We start from the raw sequence: 19,934 nt of genomic DNA, 5'->3' as shown, positions 1-19,934 counted from the left end.
AAGAATAATTATTGAAAAGAGCAAAATACATAGTATCAATCACTACCTGTTATTAAAAGATCATCCCTCACTGTTATTAATAACTTTTTATCAGCGATAGCTTGTCCTTCTACTACTTCTAATGATTCGATATATCCACTGATTCCTACTTTAATTTCTACTTTCTGTTTATCTATTGTTTCAATTAACGCTAATTTCTCCCACTCGTATACGTAAGAACTTTCCGTAACAAATAACTTCTCTACTTTCCCGTAACAAGGACTATACACGCCTTCTATAACCATCTTCACTTTATAAACTCCTCCTTCTTATTAATTGGTACTGAAACGTTGCATATCCCTCCTTTAGAGATTTCAACTATTATTTATGCAAAATGCGTACCAATCTCCAATTCCTATTTAAAATGAAGGTTTCTCAAAAAAAAATCGTCATAACCGCAAAATTTTTCTATCATTTGAGAAGTTTTAAAGGGAAAATAGCAAAAAAATTTTGCGATTTTATAAGAATTTTAATAAAATTATAAAAAGTCAGTCTTCATAGGGTGAAATGAGGAGAAGATAATCTATGCGTACAGAAGAAATTAATTTTAAACAGATCATTGAAATGAATATGCTATATGAAACTTTACTCAATGAGCTCGATATCGGGATTCATATTATTAATGAGGAAAGTAAAACGATTATCTATAACCGCAAAATGATGGAAATTGAATCAATGGAACGCTCAGATGTGCTATATAAAAGTCCTTTAGAAGTATTCGCATTTGAAGAAAATAAAAATAGTACTCTTATAGAGGCATTAAAATTAGGAAAAACAAACAAAAATATAAAACAAACGTATTTTAACAATAAAGGGCAAGAAATTACAACGATTAACAATACTTTCCCTATAATAGAAAACGGAAAAATTAAAGGCGCTATTGAAATTTCAACAGAGATTAGCCATTTCAAACAAACAATGAAAACGAACCTTTCTCGAAAACAAAATAATAAATTTACCTTTGATCACATAATCGGTGATTCTAATGCTCTTCAATCTGTCATTACAGAAGCAAAGAGAGTAATTCGTACATCCTCATCCATACTTCTCGTAGGAGAAACAGGGACCGGTAAAGAACTATTTGCACAAAGTATCCATAATGAAAGTCAACGTTCAACAAAACCATTTATTTCACAAAACTGTGCCGCTATACCTGATACACTCATGGAAAGCTTATTATTTGGTACGAACCGAGGTGCATTTACAGGAGCTATCGATAAAGCTGGTTTATTTGAAGAAGCAAATGGAGGAACTTTGTTATTAGATGAGATCAACTCATTAAGTCCAGCACTTCAAGCGAAGTTGCTACGAGCTATACAAGAAAAAACAATACGAAGAATCGGAGGCACACAAGAAAAAGAAATTGATGTTCGTATTATAGCAACTATTAATGAAGATCCTCTTGAAGCTATTACACACAATCGATTACGGGAAGACTTATATTACCGATTAAGCGTCGTTACTTTATGTCTCCCGCCTTTACGTGAACGAAAAGAAGATATTCCTGATCTTGTGCAGCACTTTATCGAAAAGTACAACATTCAATTTGGACTTGGCGTAACAGATTTAGATGTACATGTAAGAGAATTCTTGTATGCATATGATTGGCCTGGAAACGTACGAGAATTGGAACATATCATTGAAGGTTCGATGAATTTAGTCGAGGATGAAAATATCATTACAGCGTTTCATCTTCCCACTCGCTTTCGTGAACAAATAAAAAAAGAATTCAATATGCAACCTTCCCTAACTAATAACGATGCTGATGCACCTAAAACGTTAAAGCACACAATAGAGGCAATGGAGAAGAACTACATTAATCAAATTCTGACAGAGTATCACGGTAATATCTCACAGGCTGCAAAGTTTTTAGGATTAAGTAGGCAAAACTTACAATATCGAATTAAAAAATTGCATTTACACATATGAAATGAAGTGAAGCTTTAATCTGTGGAGGTTTTGTTCACCCTCACCAATTGGACTTTTATTGCCTGTTAATGCAGGATAAATCTGCTTCCAAGTGTAAATATAAATTGGAAAAATATGCTACAATGAACATATAACATACTAGAAAGGAACGATATATATGAGTAATGATAACAAATTAAAGTTATTACAATACTTAGCCTTCTTCCCTACCATTGTATGTATGATGTTACTAGTTGATATGAATGCTTATTCTTATGCAAAACTATTAGCAACAATTAGCGGCTCCTTTGCAGCTATTATGCTTGCTGCTTTTTGGAATTTGAAGATACGTATGAAGAAAGAAAAATCTTCTTAATGCCAAAACAATAAAAAAATCGAGCTTACACAGCTCGATTTTTTTACTGTTTATTAAAATTCAACATTCTCCAAATACAAACCACTCGCCTCTGCAAGACAATTAATTTGATTACGTTGTTTTTCCTCTAAAATATTTGGGATTGCGTCCGCATCTAATTGTCCTAATCCAACTTCAATTAATGCTCCAACAATTTTTCGTACCATGTTATGAAGGAATCCGTTACCACTTACTCTAATTTGTACAAATCCTGCTTCTTCCATCACTTCAAGTGTATATACTTCTCGAACCATAGACTTTTTCTTTGATTTCGCATTTGAAAAAGCAGTAAAGTCATGTGAACCAACTAAATGTTTCGCAGCTTCTTTCATGCTTTTCACATTTAATTTTTTATTCACATGCATGCTGTATTTACGCATAAATGGATTTGTATGCTCTTCATTCCAAATTTTATAAAGATATGTTTTTGCTTTAGAATTGTAACGAGCATGGAAGCGATCTTGTACTTCTTCTACACTCGTAATGCTAATATCGTTGGGTAAATATTGATTTAAATATTTTTTCACTTTATGTTCCACTAACTTCTCATCACTTTGAAAGTTAGCAACTTGATTCAAAGCATGTACACCCGCATCTGTTCTACTACAACCGATAATTTCAATTTCTTTTCCGATCATTTCAGATATGACACTCTCGATTTTTCCTTGAATTGTATTATCGTTATTACCGAGACGTTGCCATCCTTTAAAACGTGCACCATCGTACTGAATCGTTAATTTATAATTATTCATTTTACTCTCCTTCATAGAAAATATTCCCTCATATCGTGAGGGAATATGAATACACTTTACTTTCTAACAAGCTTCACTACATTTTCTACATGGGCCGTATGTGGGAACATATCAACTGGTTGTACATATTCCACTTCATAACTCTTCATTAATGCTTGTACATCACGTGCTAATGAAGAAGGATTACAAGATACGTAAACAACTTGTTTTGGTTTCACTTTTAAAATTGTTTCCAGTAATTTATCATCGCAACCTGTACGAGGTGGATCGACAACAATTACATCTGGACGCCATCCTTCTTTTACCCATTTCGGTAACCATTGTTCAGCTTTACCTGCTTCATATTTCGTATTTGTAAATCCGTGACGCTTCGCATTTTTTCTTGCATCTTCAATCGCTTCTGGAATTACATCCATACCACGTACTTCCGCTGCATCATTTGCAAGCCACAGACCGATTGTACCAACACCACAATACGCATCTACAATTTTCTCATCGCCTGTTAAAGCAGCTGCTTTTTTCGCTTCATCGTATAAAACAACTGTTTGTTCTGGATTTAACTGGAAGAATGCACGTGCTGATAATTCAAATGATAAATCACCTAGTGTTTCTTGAATTACTTCTTTTCCAGCTAATTTAAATGTTTTATCACCGAAAATAACAGATGTTTTACGCCAGTTTACGTTTTGCATAATTGATTTAACAGCTGGCATCTGTTTTTGTACTTCTGCGATAAATTGATCTTTATTTGGTAATTCTTCTTTTGTTGTAATAAGTGTAACTTGTACTTCCCCTGTTTGAACTGCAGTACGTGTCACAATTGTGCGTACTAAACCTTTTTGTTTTTTCTCATTGTAAATAGAAACATTTAATTTTTCTAATATACGTCTTACAACTTTTGTCGCTTCATTCGTTGCTTTATGTTGAATCATACAGTGAGCAATATCAATTAGCTGATGTGAGTTTTGCTTATACAGCCCTGTAATAACCTTTTCGTCTTTACGTCCCACTTGTAATTGACTCTTATTACGATAATGCCATGGGTTTTCCATACCAAGCGTTGGACGAATTTTTTCTTCCAAACTGTTGTTCATATACTTCTCAAATGCTTGTACAACGATATCACGCTTTTGATTTAATTGTTCTTTATAATCTAAATGCTGCAGCTGACAACCGCCACACTCTTCATATACCGGACATGGTGCTTTCACACGATGTGGTGAAGCTTTACGAACTTTTTTCACTTTCGCTTCAGCGAAGCCACGCTGAATTTTCGTTGTTTCAGCAACAACTTCTTCTCCTGGTAATGCCCCTGGAATGAAAACAACTTGTCTCTTAAAATAACCAACGCCTTCTCCGTTAATCCCAAGACGTTTAATTGTCACAGGAAACGTTTGACCAACTTCCAACTTACTCTCATGTTGCTTTTGTATCATTATTACACCTCTACTCTATACTTTTCCATAAATATAACGCTGCATAACTGCAGTATGGTTCACACTCTTGTTTCACTTTTTCTAAAAATGCATCATCAGGTTTATCATCTAATTGAAATACACCTTGCACTGCACGCTGAATCCCAATGTCCGCTTTCGGAAACATATTTTTCCGTCCAAGCCCAAACATTAAAAAATTTTGCACTGTCCATGTACCAATCCCCCTAATTGGTAACAATTGTGCGGAAACCTCTTCATCCGCCCTGGTTTCTATACTCGCTAAATTTAATGTACCGCTGACAATACTTCGACCTAACCCTACTATATATTCAGCCTTTCGCTGACTAAACTTCTGCTCTCTCAATTCCTCTATTGAAATATTTGCTACTATTTTTGGAGTGGGGAAAAAGAATACACCGTTCTTCTCTGTTCCATATCGTTTCACAAACTGTTCTGTTAACACAGTAGCAAATTTCAAATTTATTTGTTGATGAATGGTACAGCGAAGAAGACAAGCAAAATAATCAAACTCTAAAATAATTGGAGTATAAGCATATGTTTCAAATAGTGGACGTAATGATGTGTTTAAAAAATGATTTTGTATATCTTGAAACGGTTCATTCCAATGAAAAATGGCCCTCATTCGTTTCATGACTTTCTCTTGATCTCCTGCCTGACTAGAGATCCAAAACTGTGGATTTTGAACAGTACCAATCCCTTGCAAGCGAACAACAATCTGCTCCTCGTCTATACAAAGCGGGACATAAATGACTTTCTCATCTAATTGAATGACGTTAAGAGGATCAAAAGATAAACGTTTTAATACTTCTTCAAAATGATACGGATACTCTAACGTAACATGTTCGCTCCACATACGTTTCCCCATCCTTTTTACACATCATTATAGCATGAGAAAACCGCAAGCATACATGCTTACGGTTGATTGCTTTTTACTAAGTCATCTAGACTTTTAAAATGATACCCTTTCTCGCGCAAATCATCAATGATTTTCGCAAGTGCTTCTGCATTATCTTTTGATATTGCATGAAGTAATAAAACAGATCCTGGATGAATCATCGTCATTACATTATTATGTGCATATTGCCATCCTCTTTGCTCGTCCACTTTCCAATCCAAAAATGCAAGTGACCAAAATACATTATAATAGCCCATTTCTTTCGTAAGAGCCAATGTTCTTTCACTAAATACGCCGCGCGGCGGACGTACATATTTTACTTCTTTTTGCCCAGTTACTTTTTTAATCTCTTCCGTTACACTCGTTAATTCTTCACGAAGTTTCGCATCATCTACCGTTGTAAAATCAGGATGACTCCACGAATGGTTTCCAATAATATGTCCTTCATCCTTCATTCTTAATAACAAATCTTTTTGTGTTTTAATATAATGACCCGTTACAAAGAAAGTTGCTGGTACTTTTTTCTCTTTTAATACGTCTAAGATTTTCCCTGTGTATCCATTCTCATATCCATTATCAAATGTTAAATAAATATCTTTTTTCTCCGTGTCCCCTAAATAAAAACCGCCATTTTTTTGTAGTAATTCTGTATATAGCTTCCCTGCATCTGGTACTGTTTCATTTTTAGGACGCGGGATTCCCCAGTTATGTGGAGTATTTGTATAAGCTAATGCTGAAACTGGAACAAGTGCCATCATAATTGAAAAAATGAGACCGATATATAACCATTTATATTTCATAAATAGTCTCCTTTCCATATATAATCGTACTTGTAGTTTCTGTTGTCGTTCATTCTTTCATGCTGAACATGTTTTTCTATATATACCAAAAAAATGCATCTCGAATCCTTCGAGATGCATTTTTGTTTACTTAAATACTGGCTCTTTAAAGCTAGCTAATTTTTCAAGTGATGTTTTATCAACATCTGCATGTAAGCTATTACCATGAGAATCCATCGTTACAACTGCTTTAAATCCTTCGATACGTAAATGCCACATTGCCTCTGGAATACCAAATTGTAAGAAATCAACATCTTTTACTTCTTTAATACATTCAGCATAATATTGCGCTGCACCGCCAATTGCATTTAAATATACACCACCGTGCTCTTCTAAAGCCGTTAATGTTTTCGCACCCATACCACCTTTTCCAATGACAGCGCGAATACCGAATTTCTTCATAATATCGCCTTGGTACGGTTCTTCACGAATACTTGTCGTTGGACCTGCCGCTTTAATTTGCCAGTTTTCATTTTCATCTTTCACGACAACTGGACCACAGTGATAAATAACTTGTCCTTTTAAATCTACTGGACAATCGTTATCCATTAAATGCTTATGGATTGCGTCACGACCTGTATACATCATGCCATTAATTGTTACAACATCACCAACGCGAAGTTCACGAATTTGCTCTTCTGTAATTGGTGCTTGTAATACAATCTCACGTTGCTCTGTTTTTTCTTGCGCTTCTTGCTGAAGTGTATCCTCACCTTCTTGATATAGCCAATCCATAATTTCACCTGTTTCAGGATGGATTGTTACGCCAAGACGGCGATATGCCCAGCAATTATACGCAACAGATACGTAGAAACTAGCTGGCAGACGATTATACACGCCAATTTTACAACCAAGTAAAGTTGTTTCTCCACCAAACCCCATCGTACCAATGCCAAGCTTATTCGCATTTTCTAATACGTACTCTTCAAGTTTTTGTAACTCTGGTACTGGATTGACATCATCTAATGTACGGAATAATTGATTTTTTGCTAATTCGTAACCTGATGTGCGGTCTCCCCCGATACCAACACCAATTACACCTGCACTACAGCCTTGACCTTGCGCTTGATATACAGCATGAAGAAGGCATTTACGAATCCCTTCTAAATCACGGCCAGCGCGTCCAAGTCCTTCTAATTCACACGGTAAGCTATACTGAATATTTTTATTCTCACAGCCACCACCCTTTAGAATTAAGCGTGCATCAATATAATCTTTTTCCCATTGTTCAAACTTAATAACCGGTGTACCTGGTCCTAAATTATTTCCACTATTGTCTCCAAAAAGAGAATCAACAGAATTGGGACGAAGTTTACCATCTTTTGTCGCCCGCTCAAGCGCATTATAGATAGCTTCCTTCAACTTTAATTGATTCACACCAACTGGTGTATAAATTTTAAACGTTGGCATCCCTGTATCTTGGCAAATTGGCGAGACGTTATCATCAGCCATTTTAATATTATTCGTAATTGTGCCAAGTGCCATCGCAGAACGAGTCCCTGCATTTTCTCGTTCTTTCGCTTGTTGAATTGCACGACGAACATCTTTCGGTAAGTTCGTTGACGTTTCAACAATTAGTTGATACATGCTTTCTTGAAGCTTTTCCATTGTTACTTCCCCCTCAATTGTGAACGCTACCAAAACGTTATGAGCTGAAAATTCCATTGTTATGCTCCTCAGCTTTTTATTTGTTTCACGCTATTAAAGCATAAATGAAATTTTTCACAACTTGATTATACCTTTTTTTCTACCGTCCTTCTATTATCCATACAGAAAAAGGCTGCCAATTTTGCATTGGCAGCCTTTTTAATATATTATTCGTCTTTTTTAAATTGCTCACATTTTAATTCTAATTCATCTAACATCGCAAGAAGACGATCTACATCCTCTAACTCTACTTCTTCAGGTTCAATTGTATCAATTACTTCAATGAACATATTTAAACGTTCTTTTAAATATACTAGTTGTGAATCTTTATCTTCAATTGCTTTTCCCATGAAGGCACTCTCCTTTTAATTCGAGTTGCTTTTATTATACCGCAAAAATGATTGCTATGGGCATGAAATTTCATCAATTTTGTCACAGTCATTCATTCAAATGTAAGCCCTCTCTCTTTTTTCACAAAAAAGTTTCACTTTATAAAAAGTACATATTCTTCTATTATAGAGAATGGACAAATTGTTATTTCAATAGTCAAAGGAGTATTTCATATGACGATATCACAAAAAATGAAGCCGATTACTCCTTCTTACGATCCATGGGAAGCGTATATGGACCTTGAAGAGTACGGCAAACTACTATTAACAAACGTTGAGTTTACAACGACAACGTTATGCAATATGCGTTGCGAGCATTGTGCTGTTGGTTACACATTACAGCCGAAAGATCCAAATCCGCTTCCGATGGAGCTTTTATTAAAACGATTAGATGAGATTCCTCATTTACGTTCTTTAAGTATTACTGGCGGAGAACCAATGCTTTCAAAGAAATCCGTCGACAACTATGTAACACCGCTCTTAAAATACGCCCATGAACGAGGCGTTCGCACTCAAATCAACTCAAACTTAACTATAGATTTAGCACGTTACGAACAAATTATTCCTTATTTAGACGTATTGCATATATCCCATAACTGGGGAACAATTGATGACTTCGTTGAAGGTGGATTTGCAATGATGGAACGTAAACCTACTTATGAACAACGTGCAAAATTATTTGAACGAATGATTACAAATAGTAAAGCTCTATCAGATGCAGGGGTACTCGTATCAGCTGAAACGATGTTAAACAAAAGAACTCTACCGCATATTGAGCATATTCATCGTCAAATTGTCGAAGAGATGGGCTGTAAACGTCATGAAGTTCACCCGATGTATCCAAGTGACTTCGCGAGTAATCTAGAGATCTTAACAAAGGCTGAAATTCGTGATGCAATTGAGCATTTACTAGAAATTCGCGATGAAAATGTATGGATGTTATTTGGAACTTTACCTTTCTACGCTTGTAGCGATGACGAGCGAGACATTGCCACATTTAAGAAATTACAAGAAAGCAAAAATGTAACGGTTCGTAACGATCCAGATGGTCGTTCTCGTTTAAACGTCAACATTTTCGATGGAAATATTATTGTAACTGATTTCGGTGACGTTCCCCTTCTAGGTAACGTACAAACAAACACACTACAAGAAGCGTATGACAAATGGAGTGCTTCAAAAACAGCACAATCATTAAGCTGTCACTGTCCTGCAGTAAAATGCCTTGGACCAAATGTTCTTGTAAAAAATAGCTACTATCCGACAGAAGATTTCTTATCAAAAACAGCAAACATAACATTTTAAATTTCAACTTTAATCAGTGGGGGTTTGTTCATTCCCCACTGATTATTAGTTGAACCAATTGCCCACAAATAGCGGGATAAATAAAAACGTCAGCTTATAAGCTGACGTTTTTTCATATTATTGCGAGTGAGAAGAAGAAATGAATTTAAAATACAAATGATCGTGAATTGGAATAGCAGCTCCAATTCCTTGTGAGGTAATATTTTTCACTACAAGCCTCTTTTGATTTCCTTTTAACACAAGGTACACTTCTCCAAACGTTACTTTTCCTTTTTCATTTACTGCTGGTGTATAAGCGTATAAATATCCAAGTTGACTCGGACTAATATTATACACACGCTCATGTCCAGTACCATAACCAATGGTCGTTTTAAATGAAAGCGGCAATTGTACTTTTTCAAGTGCTTTGAGAAGCATCATTTTTTTCACATCCGCAGTATTTTTCATATCTGCTGTTAAATCACCTTCAACCGTCTTTTGCGTTTCTTGCTTATAGCGTAGCGGATATAAGCGATCTCCTCCGCGATTATCGTACACATTACGATTTACTTGTTTATATTCCCAATTAATCGATGTATCAACCGATTCATAATTCAAAGCCCATTGACCTAAATAAATCTTTGCTCGGTACCCTACCGCAAGCGGCGCATTCGAAATTGTCGTTTCATTAAACATTCGAATTAAGTCCGGATTTTCAATTTTAATATTTGCTGTTTTCAATAGTTCTTGAGCAAACTTACTCGGCTGTAAGCGCGGCAAATCTTGCGCATCATTTGGAAACGTATTGTCTTTGGAAATATTTAATACAGATGAAGGCATTTTTGTTTCTACCGTTGTCTTTGCAAAACTTATGTTAGGAAATAATAGAATAAACGAGACCATAGTTGAAAGACATATGCTGTATACTCGTTTCACCTGTCTGGCTCCTTCCTACGTAAAGGTATATATACTACTTTGTTTATTGTTTTCTCCCAATACAATTGTTATGCCTATTTTTCATAATAAATAAAAACCAATTCCCATAATGACATACGCTGCTAATAAAGTACCACCTTCAAACCAGTTTGTATCTCCATCATTTGAAATTGCGATCGTTAAGAAAACAGCTGTAATCATAGAAACGAGTTCTGGTATTGTAAATACTAAAGGCATCCTTTGTGCAAAGAACATAGAAAGCAGTACTAATACAGGAGCAACAAACATGGCAATTTGTAACGTAGAACCGACTGCAATTTCAACTGCAATATTTACTTTATTTTTATACGCCATAATAATTGCAGATGCATGTTCCGCTGCATTCCCAACAATTGCAACGATAATAACCCCTATAAATAATTCTGACCAACCAAATGATTTTGCAACTGTCTCAAATGTATGCACAAGCGCCTCTGACACATAAGCTACCGCAATTGTCGCTATCGCTAAAATGAGTAATGCTTTACCTTTCGACCACTCTGGTTCTTCCTCATGAGTGACTTCATCCGTTTTATGTTGATATACACCACGATGCGTAACGAGCTTAAATAGCAGTGCAGCAATATACATAATAATCATGATAATAGAAACACCGATACTTAATTGATACGTCTTTCCAGCGTCCATCTTCATTGAAAAAATCTCTGGAATAACAAAAGCTACTACAACGGCAAAGATTAATAAAGCTGAATTATGCCTTGCATCATACACATTAAAACTTTGTCTTTTGTATTTAAGCCCTCCTACAAAGAAAGATAGCCCTCCTACTAATAATAAATTTCCAAGTACAGAACCCGTTAATGAGGCTAAAACCACTTCAATTAATCCTGCCTGAAGTGCAAAAATCGAAATGATCAGTTCAACAGCATTACCGAAAGTAGCATTTAATAATCCACCTATTCTAGGGCCAGATACAATTGCCAAACTTTCTGTCGCCCTTCCCATAAAACCCGCTAATGCGATAATCGTAATACAATACACAGCGAACATAATTGTTTGAGGCCAATGAAGTGTTTTTCCAAGTACAGAAAGTGGTACCCCGATCAGCGCTACGATAAGAAATATTTTATTAAACATGCTTTTCATCCTTCCATCGTGTATGTATTTCTCCTCGATATTATTATTATTCTTCTCCTAACTTGTCCGATTTCATCACAATTACGTTTAAAAAGTCGGATTGAAGAAAACAGTATGAAAGATATTTAAATTATCTTGTTTAAACGGAGAAAACAATAAATTATGAAAAGGGGTTAAAAGCATGCATTTAAAAGAAAAAATTGAAACAATTATTTGTGGTCAACGAACTGGTGTATTATCTACTGTACGTGAAAATAAACCTCATAGTGCCTTTATGATGTTTTTCCACGAAGATTTTGTGTTATATGTTGCAACAGATCGGAAATCAAAAAAGATCACAGATATCGAAAACAATCCAAATGTACATGTACTCCTTGGACGTGAAGGAAAAAAATTAGATGAAGATTATATTGAAGTTGAAGGCTTAGCTTCCATCGAGGAAGACTCCACATTAAAAAACAAGTTTTGGAATAATAGCTTAAAACGCTGGTTACTTGGTCCTGAAGACCCTAATTACGTATTAATAAAGATCAATCCCGACACAATTTATTACATCGATGGTGCTGGTACGACGGAGCCCGAGTTTTTGCGACTATAAAATAAAACAAGCCCCCTTTAGGGGGCTTGTTTTGTCGAAAAGTTCTTCTGAAAAAAACAATAAAATAGGTGGAACTTTCTAAAGATTCTGTTATATAATAGCAGTAACTTAAATAAACTGTATTAAAACAGATTGAAGGGAGAACTAAAATTGATGAAAAGAGAAGAACGCAAAAACATGATTGAGTTTATTGAAAAGAAAAAAGGGATTGAGCGTGATGAACTATTGTTTATGACAGACGATGAAGTAGAACATATTTATAATGTAACGTACTTTTTCTATGAGGAAATTGCAGAGTAGTATAATAATCCCCACCTTATTAGCAATATAAGGTGGGATTTATTTCGCTATTTGCAGGGCGGTAAAATTCCACTGATTAAAGTTTCACTTTATACATGAGAATGGTTTTCATGTATAATAATGTAAGATTGGAGGAATTTCACTATGAGTTCATGGCTCTTATTCGCACTATTATCAGCAATTGCTGCTGCCCTTGTATCTATTTTCGGAAAGATTGGTTTAGATGGAATCGATGCCAATGTTGCAACAACGGTTCGTTCTATTATTATGGCATTATTTATGGTGGGCGTTATTATTATCCAAGGTAAATTTCAAAATATTGGCGACGTACTGCTAAATAAAAAAGCACTGCTCTTTATCACATTAAGTGGGGTTGCAGGTGCTTCGTCATGGCTATTTTATTTTCTTGCCCTCAAAACAGGGAAAGTTTCACAAGTGGCTCCTGTCGATAAATTAAGCGTCGTATTTTCTATCATTCTCGCGATGATTATACTCGGTGAAAAGTTAAACTTTATGACTGGCGTTGGTGTAGTCTTTATTACAGCTGGTGTATTATTTATTGCTTTCAGCTAAAAAAACCGCTATTAGCGGTTTTTCTTTTTCTTTATATAAAACCATACAATACATGTAACAACTACTGAAATGCATAAAATCCATATTCCGTAATGATGTAGATTATACTCAACGAAACGCCACTTCTCTCCTAACTTCCAGCCAAGTCCAATAAAAACACTTATCCAAATAAGCGCACCACCATAAGCGTACAAACAAAAACGCCAAAGTGTTAAATTCGACATCCCAGCAAAATATGCTGTTAAATGACGTACTCCCGGGATAAAGTAACCAATTATTAAAAGAAATGGTCCATATTTTTCAAATAAAATATGTGTTTTTTCAATGTGATGTTCTTTAATTCTAATCTTCGGTCCATATTTTTTTAAAACAGGGAGTCCAAGTTTTAAACCTAATATGTAACTTAATGTAATACCTAACATCGCACCAGCCATCCCGCTTAAAAAAGCAGCAGTTCCTGACATAACTCCTTTAGAAACGTTATAACCAACGAAGGTCAATAAAAACTCGTCTGGTATCGGTAATCCAACAATTCCACCGGCCAACGCTATAATAATTCCAAAATACCCATAATGCGCGATTAACTCGCCAATATGTTGTTCCATTCGGAAAACACATCCTATGCACGATCGTTATTCCACATTGTGCCCTTTCTATCTTTCAGACAAACATGGTATACATATTCACTATACATTGTTTTTATAATGAACTCTACTTCTATCCATTCCTTTAGCAGGAAGAAAGTGAACCATTAATCAGTGGTGATTTGCTCATCCTCACTAATTCTTAGCACACACCAATTGTGCGCCCGACTTCCGCCTACCTCCCTTGTATTCACCGATTTTTGAAGCGCTAGTCTTACTACCCGCAAATAGCTGGATTAAAAAATAAAAATTCATATGCTTGTTTTTTTGTTACAATAAAGGAAAGTTACTTTTCGCAACGGTTTAACTCTCAGGAAAAATGATATATCTAGCAAAAACATAGTTTGGTCGATATAATGCAACTTCTACCTATTAAAAGAACATACACCCTTTACATACAACATCATTTTTCTAAATTATACAGGGGGAACGAACATGACCATTGAAAATCAATTTATCCAAAAGGTTTACTATAAAACATTTTTAACAGAAGAAACTTCTACTCCAGTATCAGAAGTACTCGGTGAAGCATATATAAATGAATCTACAAATGAATTCTCCAACATTTCTAATATCCGCTTTGCTCAAGGTGAACTTTATTACCAAAATAAAGACTTTGAAGCAGCGATATTTAAATGGGAGAAAGTAAATAACGAACTTGCACTTTGGGCAACCAAAAATATTGCGGATTCTTATTTTGAACTAGGATTCTTGCCAAAAGCAGAAGAGATTTATCAATCTATTCAAACGGAAGATACAACTCTTACAATGGAAGTTTCCTTACAACTTCTTTCTCTTTACATTGAACAAGATCGTTTAGGTCTAGCATTTAAGACGATTAGTGAGGCTGTTGCATTTCAACCTGACTATCCTAATATTACTGCAATTGCTCGCTCATTCTATGAAAAACAAGAAGATTGGAATAACGCCATCGAACTTGCCGTTCAAGAAGGAATTCGAACAAAATCATTACACTGGTTCGATACTTTAATCAATTATGTGAATCAAGGATTCACGAAACAAATCAAACCAGAATATTTCTATGAATCTTTAAAAGCTTTATATGCAATTGATCAAGTCCAATTTAAAGAACTTGTTATTGCGCTTTGGAACAGCTATCAAAATGAAAACTTGCATCTACCTTGGATTCAAACAATAAATCATTTATTCTTACATATTGAAACAGACAACAATGACGATTGGCATGAAATTGTTGAACGCTATCAAGATACGTACTTTGAGTTAATTACTGGTGAGCATTTCATGCATGAAATGCAGGGACTTGTACCAGATTTATTAACCAATTGGTTTAGTTTAACGAGAGCAAAAGATGCCCTATTTGTCTCGGCTGCAGTGTTAGCATGGAATGAAGTTTCCCCTACAACTTTAGAGTCATTACTCGTAAAAAGTGCTGGAGCCCTACTTTCTAATTCAACAGCTGAAACAAATGTAAATATGGAAACAATTTCTCATTTATTCGAAACAATTGCTGTATGGGCTGAAAAAAACGATGTGGATTTAAGTCATCAATTTACGTTACTCGTTCACGAACTGTGTGATTTAAATGTTACACAATTACTAATAGCGGGAACTAGTGACCATGATAAATCATCATTCATCAATTCAATACTAGGAGAGAACATCTTAAATGAGACTATAACAACTCCTATTCTATTTAAGGATGATAGCCAAACTGAAATAACAGAATTCACTGCGTTAGATGTACACAATATACCTAACTTTGATGAGTTCCATCAAATAATGGCTACACCTTCCGAATCAGAACTTGAGAAAAAATGTATAGAAATTAAGTTACCAAGTAGATTTTTAAGAAAAAATAAATTCGCATTTCTTGTTACGCCACCTGTTCAAGGGCAAGTGGATAAAAACAGCTCATATTTTGAATACTTACAAGCAGCAGATAGCCTTATTTACGTATTAAATTCTGCTTCACCATTACATGGTGAAGAACTTGATACGTTACTTTATTTACGTGAACAAGTGCCAAATTTACAAATTCATTTCGTATTACACACAAATAATACGACCAATAATGAAAAACTAATGAGTAAGATGAAAGTCCATTTCCCAAATGCACAGTTCTTCCCATACTCTCCTTCACAAGAGAGTAGCCAGCAACTCGGGGACGTGACAGAGTCTATTCTTTCTAATCTAGCAGAGCGTAACATGGAACAAGAACGTATACAAAAACTAATATGGTTTACACAAAAAACAATCGCATACCTTGTAAATGAACGTGTGGAGTTAGAAAATACATTAGTGAAATCAGTACGCTGGAATAAACATATCTCAGTTAAATTAAATGGATTTATTAACAACCTTACTGCTCTTGAAAAAGATAAAATTCGTTCTATTACAGAATCTTATCTTTTAACAAAAGAAGAAATCACACGAGATATCCATTCTCAAATTCCTGAATTATTACAGAGTTGTTCTGACCTTGTTCAAGAAGATAGCGACTTCAAATTAGTTCATGAAGAATTAAATACTGCGATGAACGAACGAGTTCAAAAACATGTACAACAAGTGCTTCTTCCTAAATTTACTGGTTCTATTCAAGAGTGGATTGAAACAGCTCATAATGAATTTATTCAAGCTCAATCTTATTTAGATGAAATGAGTGAAACGTTTAATAAATTATATAAAGAAGAACGCATGAAACTTCCTTGCGATTTCAAATTACTAGATGATTGGCATCGAGATGTTGTACGTATGACAAATCGAATTACAGTATCGAACATCAATATTTTATTACGCTTTACACCGACACAATTTTTCTTAAAAAGTGCTGGAAAACTATTTGGTAACATGCAAAAAAATCAGTCTATGCTCGCAAACAAATATAAACAATACATTGAAACGGAAGACTATACGGAGATTGCTCAAACAATCTCAAAACAATTCTTCCTTCAATTTGAAGTATTTGAAGGCGCATTAGAACGAGATATCATGATGTTCTTTAAAGATCCACTTAGCATATTGAAACAAAATGTAGAAGCAGCTCAACTTGAAATACAGGAAGACGAGCAAACATTAACAACATTAAGAAGCAACCCAGAAACGTATCACGATCCGTTAGCATTCTTTAAACTGCAACTATTGCAGCACAAATTCGTTTTAAGTACAAACAAAAACAATGAAGACGTCTATGAATTTAATGAGTCTCCTACGATTTAACATAAAAAACCAAGCAAATTTCAGTTTGCTTGGTTTTTTACTTTAATTCATTATTTTCATATGTTCAAATGGATAATAAATTGCCGCTAATTCTCCTAATACATCTTCTCTATCAATAAGTCCTAAACCATTTCTACTATCTCTGCTTATTAAGCGATTATCTCCCATAACAAAAATCTTATTTTTAGGAATTGTAATCGGTCCAAAGTCCTCTGTTAAATTCATAAGTTTTTTTTCAGCTTGTTTTTTATTACTATACAAATACGCTTCCTGTATCACTTCATGATTCACATATAATTGATCATTTCTCACCTCAATGACATCACCAGGCAAACCAATAACCCTTTTCACATAAAAATTATCTGTCTTCACAACAATAATATCTTCTCGCTCATAACTTTCAAATTGCTTTGCCAACTTATTAACAATCACCTTATCCCCATCTTGTAACGTTGGCTTCATGGACGCTCCTTTTACAGTCGTAGGAAAAAACACAAAAATTTTCGCTAAAAACACTAACAAACATGCAATTGCAATTGTTCCAAAGAATTCACGCAAACGTTTTTTCTTTTGCATCATTCCACCATCTCATCATCTTTTTACTTTTATTATAAGGACTTCAACTGTATAATTTCCATAAAATTCTGAATTATAAAATTGTAATATTACAAACTTTTAAATAACAATATTAAAAAATGTATTATTTTGATATAATATATCTTGCATTTATTATTTTATATTTTTATTTACTTAGGAGGACTTTTTCTATGAAAGTTATGCTTAAAAATGAAAATACCGGCCAAATTAAACAAGCAAAAATTGGTTTTAGTTGGACTGTATTTTTCTTTGGTTTCTTCCCTGCTATATTCCGTGGAGATTGGAAATGGTTTTTAATTATTTTAATCGCTAGCATGTTTACGTTCGGATTCTCTAACCTAGTCTTCTGCTTTATTTACAACAAACTTTACATCAATGATTTATTAGCTCAAGGTTATAAAGCAGCTGATGAATATAGCCTTTCTGCTCTACAACAAAAAAACATCGTAGCATAGTAACAAAAAAAGATACTCTCAAAATAGTCTATTCACTATTTTTGAGAGTATCTTTTTATATTCCCACATATACAATACACATTTGAGCCGCTACATATGTAAACCAAATCCAAAGTGGTTCATACTTTAATTTGCGCCCTCCAATATCTGTCACGCCTATAATAAAATCAGAAATCACAAATAGTAAACCACCAAAAGCCGGTATCCACCATATTCCTGTATTCTCATAGTATAGGGCGAATGCAAAGCAAGCCATTCCTCCAACCCACAATCCGTAAATTAGAGCTCCTATCGTAAACAATTTTTCTTGTTTATCATTTCGTATAAAAAAGAACCATCCTATAATTAGAAAGAGTCCGTATACGAGTAAACCAATCCAAAAACCATTCCATGAGATGCCTGTTTGCAAAAATGCTTTTACATAAAAACAATGCGCAAGCGCGAAAGTAATCATCCCTCCAATTAATCGATGACCAATTGGAATCAAACCTGCCATAAATAAATCTCCTACAGTTGATAACGTCATACCTAGTGCAACCCACGTACTATACGCTACTGATGGATCTTGTACCCATATCCAAATTGCACTCCCTGTTAAAGAAAAACTAAGAATAAGACGCACCGCTAAAGGTAACGGCATATTATTTCTTGTTTTTTTTGTCTGTCCTATTGCGTACATTGCACCAATTAAAAAAAGAATTATTTGTCCAATTAACACCATGTAAAGTAGATTCATAACATGTTCTCCTCAATAAATGCTTTTTGTATCTTTTTTCGTTACACCTAGTCTATTATCCTTTTTCTCTATAAAAAAAGAAGAACAGTACTGTTCTTCCATTGTAATCGTTTTCCTGTTATCTATGCTACTTGTTTTTCGTTCGCCCTTTTCTGCTTAGCTGTCGTCCGATTCACCACGATAATTCCCGCGGCTACACATGCCAAACCGAATAATACAAATGAATGAATTGCTTCTCCTAAAATCATGCTCGATAATAACACACCAAATACGGGTATAAAGAACATGTACATTGATACTTTTCCAACCTTGTTATACTTCATAATTGTATTCCAAATGCAAAAGCCTGCTGCGGATAAGAAAGATAAGTAGAGAAGCATAAGTATTGCATGTAAACTAAATGTAAATGGCATGGCTCCAACTTGCAAAGCCCCTATACATAATAGCCCGATAGAACCAAAAATCATTTGGTATGCTGTCATATAGCCAACATCTAATGTTTTGCTACCTTCTTTCGCCAATATGTTTCCATATGAATACAACATTGCTGCACTAAGAAGTAATAAGCTACCGATTCCGAAATGGAATGACAAGCTACCATCACTCGGTACATTTACTAAAATGACACCACAAAAGCCAATAGAGACCCCAATTATTTTTCTCATATTGAGAGCGTCATCTTTATATAAAAAGTGAGCGAGTAAAATTTGAAAGAATGATGATGTTCCTGAAATGATAGCTCCTTCAATACCAGAACTATAACTCATTCCAATATAAAAACATATATATTGAAGAAATGTTTGAAATAAACCAATTTGTACTAACTGCTTCCCCGTTCCTTTTTTGAAGCTCATATCTTTTCCTAATACTTTAAAGAATAATAAGAGCATGACTCCAGATAAAAAGAAACGATAACCAGCAAATAATATTTGCTCCCCAACTTCTTGTGGCTGAATTCCAAGTTCAGCATAACTTAATTTAATAAATGGGAATGCGCTCCCCCATAAAAAGGTCGCTACTATTGCAGCAATTAGTACGCCAATCGGATGGGTAAAAAATTTCTCTGTCTTCACTTGTTGTCTTCCTTTCCGATCTTTTTATGAACAATATTCATATATACCAAAGGAAGTGTGAAAAC

The 19,934-nt window shown here is 34.7% G+C and carries 21 protein-coding genes; 8 read left to right on the top strand and 13 right to left on the bottom strand.

Annotated elements, in window-relative coordinates; genetic code table 11:
* Window positions 1–35: 35 nt before the first annotated feature.
* Window positions 36–290 carry a biotin/lipoyl-containing protein gene (locus tag MKO96_RS24745; protein WP_000784766.1) on the bottom strand — a complete coding sequence of 85 codons (255 nt, stop codon included), beginning with the start codon at window positions 288–290 and terminating at the stop codon, window positions 36–38.
* 274 nt (window positions 291–564) lie between these two features.
* Between MKO96_RS24745 and MKO96_RS24740 the strand changes: the two genes are divergently transcribed.
* Both MKO96_RS24740 and MKO96_RS24735 read left to right on the top strand, forming a co-directional pair.
* Window positions 565–1,968 (top strand): sigma-54 interaction domain-containing protein, encoded by a 1,404-nt coding sequence (locus tag MKO96_RS24740; protein ID WP_240588985.1) that lies wholly within the window; start codon window positions 565–567, stop codon window positions 1,966–1,968.
* Between the two features lie 157 nt (window positions 1,969–2,125).
* Window positions 2,126–2,323: a hypothetical protein gene (locus tag MKO96_RS24735; RefSeq protein WP_087979322.1), complete on the top strand. Its 198-nt coding sequence runs from the start codon at window positions 2,126–2,128 to the stop codon at window positions 2,321–2,323.
* A gap of 53 nt (window positions 2,324–2,376) precedes the next feature.
* Here MKO96_RS24735 and truA read toward each other — a convergent pair whose 3' ends face one another.
* From truA to MKO96_RS24705, 6 genes are all read right to left on the bottom strand, one after another.
* Entirely contained in the window at window positions 2,377–3,114 is a 738-nt protein-coding gene (truA, locus tag MKO96_RS24730; protein WP_001067305.1) for a tRNA pseudouridine(38-40) synthase TruA, read from the bottom strand.
* A 56-nt stretch (window positions 3,115–3,170) separates the two neighbouring features.
* Entirely contained in the window at window positions 3,171–4,550 is a 1,380-nt protein-coding gene (rlmD, locus tag MKO96_RS24725) for a 23S rRNA (uracil(1939)-C(5))-methyltransferase RlmD (RefSeq protein ID WP_000615214.1), read from the bottom strand.
* A 10-nt stretch (window positions 4,551–4,560) separates the two neighbouring features.
* Window positions 4,561–5,424 (bottom strand): DNA-3-methyladenine glycosylase family protein, encoded by an 864-nt coding sequence (locus MKO96_RS24720; protein WP_240588984.1) that lies wholly within the window; start codon window positions 5,422–5,424, stop codon window positions 4,561–4,563.
* 59 nt (window positions 5,425–5,483) lie between these two features.
* Window positions 5,484–6,266, bottom strand: coding sequence for a delta-lactam-biosynthetic de-N-acetylase (gene pdaA, locus MKO96_RS24715; RefSeq protein WP_240588983.1), 783 nt, complete (start codon window positions 6,264–6,266; stop codon window positions 5,484–5,486).
* A 126-nt stretch (window positions 6,267–6,392) separates the two neighbouring features.
* A complete protein-coding gene (gene fumA / locus MKO96_RS24710) occupies window positions 6,393–7,913 on the bottom strand; it encodes a class I fumarate hydratase (protein ID WP_240588982.1) in 1,521 nt (506 codons plus the stop codon).
* A gap of 206 nt (window positions 7,914–8,119) precedes the next feature.
* Window positions 8,120–8,302, bottom strand: coding sequence for an SE1561 family protein (locus tag MKO96_RS24705; RefSeq protein ID WP_000513547.1), 183 nt, complete (start codon window positions 8,300–8,302; stop codon window positions 8,120–8,122).
* A gap of 213 nt (window positions 8,303–8,515) precedes the next feature.
* Between MKO96_RS24705 and yfkAB the strand changes: the two genes are divergently transcribed.
* Window positions 8,516–9,643 (top strand): radical SAM/CxCxxxxC motif protein YfkAB, encoded by a 1,128-nt coding sequence (yfkAB, locus tag MKO96_RS24700; protein WP_000156029.1) that lies wholly within the window; start codon window positions 8,516–8,518, stop codon window positions 9,641–9,643.
* Window positions 9,644–9,760: 117 nt separating this feature from the next.
* Here the strand turns inward: yfkAB and MKO96_RS24695 are convergent, their stop codons facing one another.
* Window positions 9,761–10,558, bottom strand: a complete 798-nt coding sequence (locus tag MKO96_RS24695; protein ID WP_240588981.1) for a YfkD famly protein — start codon at window positions 10,556–10,558, stop codon at window positions 9,761–9,763.
* A gap of 81 nt (window positions 10,559–10,639) precedes the next feature.
* Window positions 10,640–11,695: a calcium/proton exchanger gene (gene cax, locus MKO96_RS24690; protein ID WP_240588980.1), complete on the bottom strand. Its 1,056-nt coding sequence runs from the start codon at window positions 11,693–11,695 to the stop codon at window positions 10,640–10,642.
* A 181-nt stretch (window positions 11,696–11,876) separates the two neighbouring features.
* On the opposite strand from cax, the gene MKO96_RS24685 reads away from it, so the two are divergent.
* From MKO96_RS24685 to MKO96_RS24675, 3 genes are all read left to right on the top strand, one after another.
* Window positions 11,877–12,293, top strand: coding sequence for a pyridoxamine 5'-phosphate oxidase family protein (locus MKO96_RS24685; protein ID WP_048559739.1), 417 nt, complete (start codon window positions 11,877–11,879; stop codon window positions 12,291–12,293).
* Between the two features lie 153 nt (window positions 12,294–12,446).
* Window positions 12,447–12,593 carry a BH0509 family protein gene (locus tag MKO96_RS24680; RefSeq protein WP_064477246.1) on the top strand — a complete coding sequence of 49 codons (147 nt, stop codon included), beginning with the start codon at window positions 12,447–12,449 and terminating at the stop codon, window positions 12,591–12,593.
* Between the two features lie 144 nt (window positions 12,594–12,737).
* Entirely contained in the window at window positions 12,738–13,166 is a 429-nt protein-coding gene (locus MKO96_RS24675) for an EamA family transporter (RefSeq protein ID WP_000100307.1), read from the top strand.
* Window positions 13,167–13,177: 11 nt separating this feature from the next.
* On the opposite strand, the gene MKO96_RS24670 is transcribed toward MKO96_RS24675, so the two are convergent.
* On the bottom strand, window positions 13,178–13,771 hold the full coding sequence (locus tag MKO96_RS24670) for a DedA family protein (RefSeq protein ID WP_240588979.1): 594 nt from the start codon (window positions 13,769–13,771) through the stop codon (window positions 13,178–13,180).
* A gap of 474 nt (window positions 13,772–14,245) precedes the next feature.
* Here MKO96_RS24670 and MKO96_RS24665 point away from each other — a divergent pair, with 474 nt between their 5' ends.
* Window positions 14,246–17,008, top strand: coding sequence for a tetratricopeptide repeat protein (locus MKO96_RS24665; protein ID WP_240588978.1), 2,763 nt, complete (start codon window positions 14,246–14,248; stop codon window positions 17,006–17,008).
* Between the two features lie 42 nt (window positions 17,009–17,050).
* On the opposite strand, the gene lepB is transcribed toward MKO96_RS24665, so the two are convergent.
* Window positions 17,051–17,587 carry a signal peptidase I gene (gene lepB, locus MKO96_RS24660; RefSeq protein WP_240588977.1) on the bottom strand — a complete coding sequence of 179 codons (537 nt, stop codon included), beginning with the start codon at window positions 17,585–17,587 and terminating at the stop codon, window positions 17,051–17,053.
* Between the two features lie 188 nt (window positions 17,588–17,775).
* On the opposite strand from lepB, the gene MKO96_RS24655 reads away from it, so the two are divergent.
* Entirely contained in the window at window positions 17,776–18,060 is a 285-nt protein-coding gene (locus MKO96_RS24655; RefSeq protein ID WP_000867040.1) for a hypothetical protein, read from the top strand.
* 55 nt (window positions 18,061–18,115) lie between these two features.
* Here the strand turns inward: MKO96_RS24655 and MKO96_RS24650 are convergent, their stop codons facing one another.
* Together MKO96_RS24650 and MKO96_RS24645 are read right to left on the bottom strand one after the other, a co-directional pair.
* The gene (locus MKO96_RS24650) at window positions 18,116–18,796 is read right to left on the bottom strand and encodes a lysoplasmalogenase (RefSeq protein ID WP_240588976.1); all 681 of its coding nucleotides are present in this window, start codon (window positions 18,794–18,796) and stop codon (window positions 18,116–18,118) included.
* Window positions 18,797–18,918: 122 nt separating this feature from the next.
* The gene (locus MKO96_RS24645; protein ID WP_240588975.1) at window positions 18,919–19,869 is read right to left on the bottom strand and encodes a DMT family transporter; all 951 of its coding nucleotides are present in this window, start codon (window positions 19,867–19,869) and stop codon (window positions 18,919–18,921) included.
* Between the last annotated feature and the right edge of the window lie 65 nt (window positions 19,870–19,934).

This window comes from Bacillus sp. ES1-5 (genome assembly GCF_022487605.1).
In the GTDB taxonomy this organism is placed as follows: domain Bacteria; phylum Bacillota; class Bacilli; order Bacillales; family Bacillaceae_G; genus Bacillus_A; species Bacillus_A wiedmannii.
The sequence above is the reverse complement of the archived record's forward strand: the minus strand, read 5'-3'. Positions and strand labels throughout refer to the sequence as shown.